12 protein-coding genes are annotated in these 11,461 nt (G+C 59.8%); all 12 read right to left on the bottom strand.

Annotated elements, in window-relative coordinates; all coding sequences use genetic code 11:
* Window positions 1–374: MCP four helix bundle domain-containing protein (locus tag VJ956_RS01705; protein WP_324080955.1), on the bottom strand; the 374-nt coding region annotated here is incomplete at its 3' end.
* A 280-nt stretch (window positions 375–654) separates the two neighbouring features.
* Entirely contained in the window at window positions 655–1,218 is a 564-nt protein-coding gene (locus VJ956_RS01700) for a YceI family protein (RefSeq protein ID WP_324080951.1), read from the bottom strand.
* 171 nt (window positions 1,219–1,389) lie between these two features.
* Window positions 1,390–3,039: an NAD(P)-binding protein gene (locus tag VJ956_RS01695; protein ID WP_324080949.1), complete on the bottom strand. Its 1,650-nt coding sequence runs from the start codon at window positions 3,037–3,039 to the stop codon at window positions 1,390–1,392.
* Window positions 3,036–4,070, bottom strand: coding sequence for a thiamine pyrophosphate-dependent enzyme (locus VJ956_RS01690; protein ID WP_324080947.1), 1,035 nt, complete (start codon window positions 4,068–4,070; stop codon window positions 3,036–3,038). The genes VJ956_RS01695 and VJ956_RS01690 overlap by 4 nt, the downstream gene beginning before the upstream one ends.
* 12 nt (window positions 4,071–4,082) lie before the next feature.
* Window positions 4,083–5,339, bottom strand: a complete 1,257-nt coding sequence (locus VJ956_RS01685) for a transketolase C-terminal domain-containing protein (protein ID WP_324080945.1) — start codon at window positions 5,337–5,339, stop codon at window positions 4,083–4,085.
* A complete protein-coding gene (locus VJ956_RS01680) occupies window positions 5,332–5,913 on the bottom strand; it encodes a 2-oxoacid:acceptor oxidoreductase family protein (RefSeq protein WP_324080942.1) in 582 nt (193 codons plus the stop codon). Before VJ956_RS01680 ends, VJ956_RS01685 begins: the two co-directional genes overlap by 8 nt.
* 130 nt (window positions 5,914–6,043) lie before the next feature.
* Window positions 6,044–7,951, bottom strand: coding sequence for a malonate decarboxylase subunit alpha (locus VJ956_RS01675; RefSeq protein WP_324080941.1), 1,908 nt, complete (start codon window positions 7,949–7,951; stop codon window positions 6,044–6,046).
* A gap of 129 nt (window positions 7,952–8,080) precedes the next feature.
* A complete protein-coding gene (locus VJ956_RS01670) occupies window positions 8,081–8,911 on the bottom strand; it encodes a TonB family protein (RefSeq protein WP_324080939.1) in 831 nt (276 codons plus the stop codon).
* Entirely contained in the window at window positions 8,908–9,348 is a 441-nt protein-coding gene (locus VJ956_RS01665) for an ExbD/TolR family protein (RefSeq protein WP_324080937.1), read from the bottom strand. Before VJ956_RS01665 ends, VJ956_RS01670 begins: the two co-directional genes overlap by 4 nt.
* Window positions 9,348–9,704, bottom strand: coding sequence for a biopolymer transporter ExbD (locus tag VJ956_RS01660; RefSeq protein ID WP_324080935.1), 357 nt, complete (start codon window positions 9,702–9,704; stop codon window positions 9,348–9,350). Before VJ956_RS01660 ends, VJ956_RS01665 begins: the two co-directional genes overlap by 1 nt.
* A 31-nt stretch (window positions 9,705–9,735) precedes the next feature.
* A complete protein-coding gene (locus VJ956_RS01655; protein ID WP_324080933.1) occupies window positions 9,736–10,527 on the bottom strand; it encodes a MotA/TolQ/ExbB proton channel family protein in 792 nt (263 codons plus the stop codon).
* Between the two features lie 381 nt (window positions 10,528–10,908).
* The gene (locus tag VJ956_RS01650; protein WP_324080931.1) at window positions 10,909–11,187 is read right to left on the bottom strand and encodes a hypothetical protein; all 279 of its coding nucleotides are present in this window, start codon (window positions 11,185–11,187) and stop codon (window positions 10,909–10,911) included.
* Window positions 11,188–11,461: the final 274 nt, after the last annotated feature.

The following is an 11,461-nucleotide window of genomic DNA, read 5'->3' as shown; positions in this document are numbered from 1 at the left end:
GTTCTGGACAGGTGGAGCTGGATCGCTGTTGTAACTTCATCAATTTGCGATGCCTCCATCAGACCGGCATCGATAAGTCGATTCAAGGCTTCATCTGCAAGGTCAACAGCATCGTTAAATGATGCGATGCTTTGATCATAGTCTCCACCGGATGTCATATCTGAAACGGCTAACATCTGTGATTGAATGCCAATGGTACCTTCCATTGCACCATCGGCTGTATCCCAGGCCGGGCCCGTAATGAAAGTAAGATTATCAGACAGTCTTTGTATACCGTATAATCCGACGCCACCAACAATAATGATCATGAGTGCAAGGATGGAAAAACCCATGATTATTTTAGACTTTATGGTTCTTATGTTGAACAGATTCACGGCCCTTCCCTTATCTAATAAGATTCTGCTGAAAAGTCAGAATGCCTTTCTTCCTGACACCATCCGGGTAGATCGGCCAAGGTCAGAAGATCTTTAACTGAATCAATGATTCCACAGGGCTTTAAATGCGGTGTGAGTGAGTTGCTTCAGGGCCCATTTCTTCCTCAACAAGACCAGCGTGGAAGGCGACGAGGTACTGGTGTTCTGACACCTGGCGCCGGATCTCGGGCCGATCGCGGACTGGGGCCCGGGCGTCGCCGAAGAGTGAGGCGACGCGGCTTCAGCCCCCGGAGTAGGGCTGGAGCCGGAGTTCGAATTCAAGACCGACGCGGTTGCGGATGAAGTCCGTGTCCTGGTAGTCGTCGCCCGTTCCGACCCCCCACTTCAGACGCAGGATGTCGGCGCTGCCGGTCAGGACCGGCGGTTCCCTGTCGGATAGACGGAGTCTGACAGCCTGGTTTTTTTCGATACCCCGCAACGTCAAGGTCCCCTGAGCCACGAAGCCATCTCCGTCCGAAGCGACCCGGGAACTGACCCAGGTCGCTTTCAGATCGTCTTCGACATTGAAAAAGTGATCACCACGCAGTTCGCTGTCGCGCATGCTGTCGCCGGTATCGACCGAGGCCGTCTGAACAGTGACTTCAATGTCTGCCGTGGCCAGGTCGTTGCCATCCATGCACAGCGAAACAGAGAACTCGTGGAACGATCCGGCAACTTCGTCTCCCTCTGCCACGCCGGTGAAGCGCAGTTCGCCGTCGTCTCCGTTGGCCCTGTAGCAGTTGGCCAGGGCCAGGCCCGGCATGAGCAGCAGTGCCAGGGCTGCGGCTGTCAGTCTTTTCGCCATAACGGCAACATCCTCCAGAGTACGTCGTCCTTGCGCCAGAAATGATGGCGCAGCGCCGCCAGCGCGTGTCCGATCGACACCACGGCCAACGCGTACAGTATCCAGGGACCGGCGAATGCGGCTATCCTCGAGGCAGTGGGGCTTTACCGGAGAGGCCCGGGATGGCGCGGGCTAGATATCCTCCGGGATCATCTCGATGGCACCGCACGGGCACTCCGCGACGCAGATGCCGCAACCTTTGCAGTAGTCGTAGTCGAACTCGAAACGCTCGCCCGGCCCCAGTTTGATGACCGCGTTGTCGGGGCAGACGCCGTAGCAGTTGTCGCATTCGAAGCAGTTACCGCAGGACAGGCAGCGCCTCGCCTCGTACAGGGCGTTGGTCTCGTCGAGCCCGTCCAGCACCTCGCCGAAAGTCGTCCGGCGGCGGGCGATGTCGAGTTGCGGCTGAACGGTCTTGGGGGCGTCGGTGTAATACCAGGTGTTGAGCTTGTCGAGGCTGGCCAGCTCGTTGCTCGGAGCTTTGGCGTAGCGTTCCCCCCGCAACCATGCGTCCACGCAACGGGCAGCCTTTTTGCCGTGGCCGACGGCCACCGTGACGGTGCGCTCCGAGGGCACCATGTCGCCGCCGGCGAACAGCCCCTCGTGGCCGGTCATCATCTGCTCGTTCACTTCGATGACGCCGTCGGCCGAGATCTCCACCCCCGGCACCTTCTCTATGAACGAAGTGTCGACCTGCTGGCCCAGCGCCATCACCACGCTGTCAGCCTCCAGGCGTTCGAACTCGCCGGTAGAGCGCGGCTTGCCGTCTTCGCCCAGCTCCATCTTTTCCACCATGATGCCGTCGTCGTCACCGACCTGCTTGATGGTGCGCAGCCAGTTGACGATCACGCCTTCTTCCAGGGCCTCGGCCACCTCGAAGTCGTGGGCCGGCATCTGCTCGCGGGTGCGCCGGTAGACGATGATGGCCTCCTCGGCGCCCAGGCGCTTGGCTGTTCGGGCCACGTCCACCGCGGTGTTGCCGCCGCCGTAGATCACCACCCGGCGACCCAGTTTCGGCGGTTCCGCGCCGGTCTCCATGTCCCGCAGCACGCCGACCGCGTCGAGGATCTTGCTGGCGTCGGCGGCCGGGATATCCACCCGCTTGGCCAGGTGGGCGCCGATCGCCAGGAAGCAGGCGTCAAAGCCGCCGTCGCGCATCTCGCGCTCGATGTCTTCCACCGGGCGATTGAGCTGCAGCTCGACACCCATGTCGAGAATGCGCTGGATGTCGGCTTCCACCACATCGCGCGGCAGCCGATACGCGGGGATGCCGAAGCGCATCATGCCGCCGGCGACCGGCCCGGCCTCGAACAGGCTGACATCGTGGCCCAGCCGGCACAGATGATAGGCCGCAGACAACCCGGAAGGACCGGACCCGATTACCAGCACTCGCTGGCCGGTCGGGCTGCCCACGATCTTGGGCTTCCAGCCCTCGCGTACGGCCTGATCGTCGAGAAAGCGCTCGACCGCGTGAATGTTCACCGCCGAGTCGATGTCCTTGCGGTTGCACTTGCTCTCGCAGGGGTGGTAGCAGGCGCGGCCCATAATCCCGGGCAACGGGTTGTCCTGCATGATCACCTGCCAGGCGCTGTGGTAGTCGCCTTCCTCGGCGTGGGAAAGCCAGCCCTGGATGTTCTCGCCGGCGGGGCACGCATGGTTGCAGGGCGGCAGCCGGTCGATGTAGACCGGCCGCTCGGTGCGCCAGCTCCCGGTCTTGTTTTCGAGACTGGTGCCGACATCAAGGGTGATGGCGAATGGCGCCTGATCAGGATGCTTGCTCATGGCAGGGTCTCCTCGTGCTCGCGCAGCAGATTGAACTGCCTTATGTTTTCGTCCGCCATCGCCTGCAGACGAGCGATGGACTGCCTGCCGTACTCGTCGCCTTTGAACAGGTGGGCGAAACGGCGCTGGGGTTTGAGGTATTCCTCCACCGGCACCTGCTGGCGGATGGGCACCGAGGCGGTTACCCGGCCGCCCTCCGCCTCGAACAGCGGGAACAGCCCGCAACGGGTCACCAGCCGCGAGATGTTTATGGTGTCGGCACTCTTGGTGCCCCAGCCCAGCGGGCATGGCACGTAGATATGGATGTAGCGCGCGCCGCGGAACTCCATCGCCTTGGTGACCTTGCGCTCGAGGTCGTGCAGATCGGACACCGCCGCCGTGGCGACGTAAGGGATGCGATGCGCCATCGCGATCAGCGGGAGGTTCTTGCCGGTGCCGAAGACGTTGCCCGGCGTATCGCCCAGCGGCATCGTGGTCGCGGTGCGGGCGGTCGGAGGCGTGGCGCCGGAGCGCTGCACGCCGGTGTTCATGTAGGCCTCGTTGTCGTAGCAGATGTAGAGCACGTCATCGTTGCGCTCGAACATACCCGACAGACAGCCGAAGCCGATGTCCACCGTGCTGCCGTCACCCCCCTGAGCCACGACCCGGGTGTCCTCGCGGCCCTTGGCGCGCATCGCTGCTGCGACGCCGGTCGCCACCGCCGGGGCGTTGCCGAACAGCGAATGCAGCCAGGGTATCTGCCAGGATGTCTCGGGGTAGGGCGTGGTGAACACCTCCAGGCAGCCGGTGGCATTGACCGCCATCAGCTTGCCGTTGGCCGCGCGCATCGCGGCGTCGATCGCATAGCGCGCTCCAAGGGCCTCGCCGCAGCCCTGACAGGCGCGGTGCCCGGAGGTGATGGCGTTGGAACGGTCCATGCTGGCCTGTACACCGCGGTTTTCCGGGTCCACGAGTCGATTGCCGACGGTGAAGGTACCTTTCTGGTAGAACTTCACCTTCTGTTCGGGAGTGAATTCGTCGATTTGGCTCATCTGTGGGTCTCCTTAGACGCGCGCGGCGTCGCCGCCGCGGGCGATGTCCCGGATCAGGTTCTCGGCTATGGGGCCCGAGGTGATGGATTCGCGCTGGCGGGCGAGCTCCCGCTCCACCATTTCCCGGTTGAGATCCAGGAAGTGCAGATCCTCGAGTTCGCCGGCGATCGCGCTGGCGAAAAGTCCGTGCAGCGAGGGCTGGGTGATGGACCGCCCGCCGAGGCCGGCGATCACGGTATGCACGTGCGTGTCTACTCCCTGCAGCGCCATGCGCACATTAGTGGCGACGATCCCGCCGAAGCCCACCGCGAAGCCTTTTTCCAGCACCAGGATGCGCTGGGCGCCGGAGAGTACCCGACGCAACGCGGCGCTGGGGAAGGGACGGAACGAGCAGATCGAGACCACCCCGATGGCCACTCCGGCCTCGCGCATGGTGTCGACGACGTCTTTCACGGTGCCGGCCACCGAGCCCATCGTGACCACGATGGTCTCCGCATCCTCGAGTCGGTATTCGTGAATCAGACCGCCTGCCTCGCGTCCGAAAACCGTCTGGAACTCGCCGGCCACCTCGGGAATCACCTCAAGTGCCTGGAGTTGTTTTTCATGGGCCAGGTAGCGCACCTCGGTGAAGGCCTCCGGGCCGACCATGGCGCCGATCGAGTAGGGCTTGGCCGGGTCCATCACCTGGCGCGGCTCGAACGGCGGCAGGAATGCATCGACGGTGGCCTGGTCCGGGATGTCGACCCGTTCGTAGGCGTGAGTGAGGATAAATCCGTCCATGCACACCATCACCGGACAGGAGAGCCGCTCCGCGATCTTGAACGCCTGCACGTGCAGGTCGGCGGCTTCCTGATTGGTTTCGGCGAACAACTGGATCCAGCCGGAGTCGCGCATCGCCATGGCGTCGGTGTGGTCGTTCCAGATGTTTATCGGAGCACCGATGGCGCGATTGGCCAGGGTCATCACAATGGGCAGACCGAGGCCCGCGGCGTTGTAGACTGCCTCGGCCATGAACAGCAGGCCCTGGCTGGCGGTCGCGGTATACGTGCGGGCGCCCGCAGCAGAGGAACCGATGCCTACCGACAACGCGGCAAACTCGCTTTCGACGTTGAGGAACTCGCAGTTCTCGAGTTGGCCGGACTTCACCAGCTCACCGCAGGCTTCGACGATATGGGTCTGGGGGGAGATGGGATACGCGCAGATGACCTCGGGGCGACACAATGCCACCGTTTCGGCCACGGCGTGACTGCCTTCGATCTGCTTAAGCATGGACTTTCTCCTCGGCGTGACCTATCGCGGCCTGGTAGGCGGCCTGCGCGGCCGCAATGTTACCCGCAGCTATCTTGCCGGCGAACTTTTTGCTGATGGCCTGTTCCACGGAGGCGATGCTGATCTGCCCGGTAACCGCTGCGAAACCGCCGAGCAGCGCGGCATTGGGCACCGGGCGACCAACGTGCAGGCGCGCCAGCTCGGTGGCGCCGACCCCGCGGATGTGGCCTTCGGGCAGCTGATCGGCGACCCCCTCGATTCCCAGGGCGGCAAAACTCTTGGTTGAGTTGACCAGTGCGAAACCATCGCTGCGCAGGCCAGAGAAGACGTCCAGGGCATGGAACAGGGTGGGGTCCTGCACGATCACAGCATCGGGTTCCATGATGGGTTCGCGAGAGCGGATCTCCCGATCGTCGATGCGGCAGTACGAAACCACCGGCGCCCCGGTGCGTTCCGAACCAAAGCTCGGGAACGCCTGAGCATGACGGCCCTCGATGAAGGCTGCGATGGAGAGCAGCTCGGCAGCGGTGACCACCCCTTGCCCACCTCGCCCGTGTAGTCGGATCTGGAACATGCGCGCGCTCCTCCTTAGGCCCTTTTTTTTTGTTACGTTTAGGAAGAATAGACGCCCTTTTCACCCAAGTCCATCAGTAGTGGACCGCTAATGACCCGCTAGCCCTCCGCCATTTCTGCAAGGTCCCGAATCATGAAATGGGACCGCCCTCCTTTAACTTGAGCCGCAAAAAAGCTTTCGTCGAATACCTTCGCACGCTTGAGTAATAGGTCTCCACAAGCGCATTCACCATGTTTGCGTAGTCATCAACAAGCCGTTTATCGATCTCGAACCCGTCGTAATTGACCACGGCATCGACCCGATGATCAAGCGGTCGACAAATATCGGCGACCCGGTCAAAAATTTCCTTGATCTGTGTGCGGTTCCGGATATGAAGATTTTCGAAATTGATAAAGATCGTCCTTTTGGCCTTATCGTACTTCAACCGCTGCGGGATAGTGAGTTCGGCCATCTGTTTCAGGAGGTCCATGGATTCGGGACGGAATATCCGCGCATCCATCTCCCTGGGGTTGTCGACGACCGGCATAAAGTCCATCTGGTCCAGAATATCCCGCTGGATATCCACGCCCGGGGCAACCTCTGTCAGAACCAGACCGCGCTCATCCAGCTCAAAGACACAACGTTCGGTGACATAGAGTATCGGCTTCTTATTGGCTGAGGCGACGCTGCCGCTGAAAGAGATCTGCTCGACCTCTTTGACGAATTTGCATGTCCGGCCCTCATTCAGAATTTCAAGCGCGCCCTTGCCGGTACTGATCTTCAAGCCACCCGCGCTAAATGTACCTGCAAAGACCACCTTTCTGGCATTCTGACTGATATTGATAAACCCGCCCGCGCCGGCAAGTTTGGGCCCGAACCTTGAGACATTGATGTTGCCCTGCTGGTCGCACTGGGCCAATCCCAGACAGGCGATATTCAGACCGCCACCATCATAGAAATCGAATTGCTGGTTCTGATCCACGATCCCGCTGGGGTTGGTGGCTGCACCGAAGTTTAACCCGCTTGCGGGTATACCACCGATAACACCGGGCTCCGCCGTCAACGTGACCAGGTCGAGAATCCGTTCTTCCGAAGCGACATTGGCGACACCCTCGGGCATGCCTATTCCAAGGTTGACCACATCATTAACCTTGAGCTCCATCGCGGCTCTGCGAGCAATAACCTTGCGCTCATCCAGAGCCATGGGAGCAAGGTTGCCTGTCGGGGCGCGTATCTTTCCCGCATAGACAGGACTGTAATCAGTCGCGTAGGTCTGTAAATGATTTTCAGGACGACTCTGGACCACGCAGTCGATGAAAATACCCGGGACTTTTACCTGGCGCGAATCCAGGGAACCCCCTTCAGCAATCTGCTCTACCTGTGCGATGACAACGCCGCCGCTATTATGAGCAGCCATTGCCATGGCGAGCGCGTCCAGGGTCAATGCCTCTCTGTCCATCACAAGATTACCTTCGGTATCGGCAGTCGTTCCGCGAATCAGGGCAACGTTGATCGGCATTGCGTGGTAGAAAAGATAGTCTTCGCCGCGGATTTCGATTAACTCGACAATCTCTTCGTGGGTAGCTGAACCTATTTTTCCACCCTCTAGCCGCGGATCAACGAAGGTGCCGATACCGACTTTTGAAAGGGTGCCAGGTTTTCCTGCAGCGATATCACGATACAGATGGGATATGCAGCCTTGAGGAAGATTGTAGGCTTCGATGCGCCCCTCAACCGCCATCCTGCCCATGCTGGGTATCAGGCCCCAGTGTCCGCCGATGACGCGTTTGATCAGGCCTTCGTGAGCAAGGCGATTTAATCCACGCTTTTTCCCATCGCCCTGGCCGGCCGCGAACAGCAGTGTCAGCGCTTTGGGTTCCCCGGTTTCAAGAAAGCGGTTCTCGATCGCAATCAGTAATTCATCCGGTACCCCACAACCGACAAACCCTGCCGTACAGATGGTGTCGCCGTCCGCCATAACGGCAACCGCATCTTCAGCACTCACCACCTTGTTCCTGTCCCGTTGGTTATTGAAGTCAGACTGGTTGAATCTCATCATCCTGGACGCCCTCTAGGAATTTTTCTGCCATGCGTAGCCAGTATAGCGAGGGATTGTCCATCAGCATGTATCGTTGGTCAGTGTTAAGAATCTCCGAAGTAACCGGCCGCGCCACCTCCGGTACTACCGCTAGCGCAGGCTGAACCTGACCGGCAGGACATAGGTAAAACTCTTGCCTTCCATGGATTCGGGCACCGCCGGCAGCGGCTCCGCCGCCTTGAGCATGTCCAGGGCGGCGTTATCCAGCAGTGAGTGATCGGATGACTGGCTCAGTGAATGCCGCACCAGGACGCCGTCGCGATCAAATTCGAACACCACGACTGGTGAACCCTCCTGGCCGAGACGGCGTGACCGGCGGGGGTATTCGTAGAAGCGGCTCAGGTGTCGGCTGAGTTCAGTCAGATAGCTGTCAACCTCGGATGAATCTCCGGCGGTGAGTTCCACCTGCTGGCTGGCGTTCTCCTCAGCCTGCTTCTCGGTAACTTCCTCTGAAGGCTCTTCGCTTTTCGATGACTCGGCGTCGACGATTTCCTCCACGGTTTCAGGTTCTGGAACCGGCTTTGGCTCGGGCTCAGGCTTTGGCTCAGGCTTTGGCTTTGGCTCAGGCTCTGGCTCTGGCTCGGGCTTTGGCTCGGGCTTTGGCTCGGGCTCTGGCTCTGGCTCGGGCTTTGGCTCGGGCTCGGGCTCGGGTTCTGGCTCTGGCTCTGGTTCGGGCTCCGGCTCTGGCTCAGGTTCCGGTTGAGGTTCAGGCTCGGGTTTGAATGTTTCGGTTTCCGACTGCGGGGCAGGCTTCTGGGGACTGGCCAACCTGATCCTCACTGCCGGCGCCTGATTGACGCTGGCCGCGCCCTCCAGCTTGATATCCGGCAGATCAGTCGGCAGTGCCAGAGCCAGCGCGCCAAAGGTAACAATCACCGCTGTCACCAGTAACAGCCAGCGAATCGACGCCTCCTGGTTCATGGCCCCGATGGCTCCGTCAGCAGAACAACGTCCTGATACCCCCTGTCGGCAAGGAGACCGAAGAGCGACTCAAGATCTGCCATGGCCGTGCCGGCGGCGGCTCCGACTGTCAAAGACGGCTTACTGTCGGAAGCGGGCAGGTGCCGGGCCAGGCTGTTTGCGTCAACCTTTCTGCCATCTACCTGCCATTCACCGGATGCCAGCACCATCAGGTCAGCCCGGACCCTGGCACTGGCATCTTCTGCGATGGTACCCGGCAAGTCAGGAAGCGCCCGGTTCTGCATCTGGCCGGCAACGATGAAGAACATCAACAACAGGAAAACCAGGTTGATCAGCGGTAGCAAAGCGTCTTCGACCCTTTCCATCAGCGACTTGGGGGCGGCCGTGAAGGATGATGCGAGAGGCTCGACAGAAGAGGGAGCGATAGAATCTTTCATCAATCAGCATTCTCGTCATTTGCTCGCAGCCAGTTGGGCTCGATGCCGCTGGCGCCAAGGGTGCTGAGGGCGAGGGTAAAATCATGAACCGTGGCTTCAGGTGAAGAGATTACATTGACCCGGCCAATCGCCGAACCCGTAAGCTGGCGCACAAGGTCATCAAGCCCGTAGACCTGTTGGTTCCACTCCAGTTGCTGGCCCGCCAGAATGCGTATTTCAGGCACCCGCTCACCCTGCTGGCCACCGGATTCTGACTGCACTTCGGTGCTGACTTCCAGAAGATTAACCGGCAGAAGCCGTGTGGTCAGCATGAAAAACACCAGCAGAATGAACACCACATCAATCAGTGGTGTCATTCTGATCGCCAGTGGTCGCGCGGGACGGGGCTCAACGAAAAGCATTGGCTGCAGTCTGGCGACCCTGCCATTCAGGCTCCAGAGCGACAGGCTCGGTCACTGGCTGGCCAGGGTTGGCTATCGAACGTTCTTCAGTTGCGGGCGTTGTATTGATATTGGTATTAATGTTGATGATATCGGTCAGCACCGAATTGAGCGTTCCCTGCAGGCGGCGCAGGCGAAATTCTATCCAGGCCGCCAGCGCCGCAAACGGAATGGCAACAATCAGGCCTGCGGCAGTCGTGGTAAGGGCCTGGTAGATGCCGCCGCTGAGCTGGGAGGCGCTGGCTCTGCCCTCGGCAGCGGCCATGGCGCTGAAAGCCTCCATCATGCCCATTACCGTGCCAAGAAGCCCCAGCAGGGGTGCCAGAGCGGCAATGACTTCGATAATCTTCAGCGGAGCCTCGAACGGCGTCAGCACCTCCTGGGCTTTCTGGGATACCGTGGTGCGGGTCTTGCTCTCAGTCTCGCCGCGCAACTTCCCCCTCATGGCCATCAGCACCAGCTGATGCAGAGGATTAAGCCGGCCAAGGCCCCGGGTCTGAGTGCACATCTGATCGGTAACCGTCTGGTCTGCTGTGTGTTTCCACTCCTGCACTGCCCGTCGGAGGCGACGGGTATAACGGGGTGCGAACAGCGCGCCATACAGCATCAGATATACGAAAGTGATCATTCCGGCCAGAGCCATTGCCATAAGCACCACCATGACCGGGCCGCCCATTTCGATGAACTGGGCAATGGGGCCAGATGCGGGAAGATCTCCTGGAATCAGTGACTGAAACATGGGGGCTCCGAATTAAATACAGAACATAATGATAATGATTGTTATTTAATTACACAATCATTGCAACCACAGTTCCGCTCAGACCGGGCCACTGGACTTCTGATCAACCGTTTGAGTGCTGTTACCCTTCTCTGCCCATACGGCTTAACAACGTCAGTAACAATTTGCGCACACAGGACCGGGAGGACTCATCAACGCAGGAAAAGTCCTCAACATACAGTTGATGTTCCCCGAGTAAACGGCAAAGACAATCAGTCTCAAGTGTTATGGTTACCCTTTCCGGCTGCCCATCATTAAGCCAATTGATGCCCCGTGCACCCGGGTTCCTGGCGCGCCTGGAATCTCGTTGTCCAGAAGGCATACCCATAAACCCTCCGTGCCTCAATGGAGTGTTTTGCACACAGACGACCGGTCCCTGCGAGCAAACGCCAACGTCGACCAGTTCAGATAATCCGCGAAAAAGTCTGCCTGACGCGAGGTGTCCATAAGTACCGCTATGCATTCCTCTATCTCCTGGCAATCAGCACGGGAGGCGTCATGCTCATTGGCGAGCAGATGCTCGAGCGCCCGTAGAATGACAGCTTCCGAGCCTGCCCGGTCAGCGAAGTCGAACAACACCCGCGAGACCAGGATGGCCGACAGGGTCAGTTCGATTCCCATGCTGGATTCCTCCTTATGCGAACCGCGGAGGCACGCCAGATCGAATGCGCTGCCCGAAAACGACAAGACACCCTGCCAGTGGTTCTCCTCACTGCATGCGCACGCCTGTTTCATCCATGACAGCCAAAGGCCCTTGCGTTCTCCGGGCGGAAGATCTGCGAATCGCTGACGGTGATTGGGGCACAGAAAATTCATTTCGTCTTCTCCGTTCAGTGGTTCAGATGATAATAGTTCTCATTATCGCAGATTACAAGCAACCTGGGCACAATACTGG

This window comes from Marinobacter sp., assembly GCF_035268745.1.
Taxonomy (GTDB): domain Bacteria; phylum Pseudomonadota; class Gammaproteobacteria; order Pseudomonadales; family Oleiphilaceae; genus Marinobacter.
Note: the sequence above shows the minus strand (reverse complement) of the source record. Positions and strands in the feature narration are given on the sequence as shown.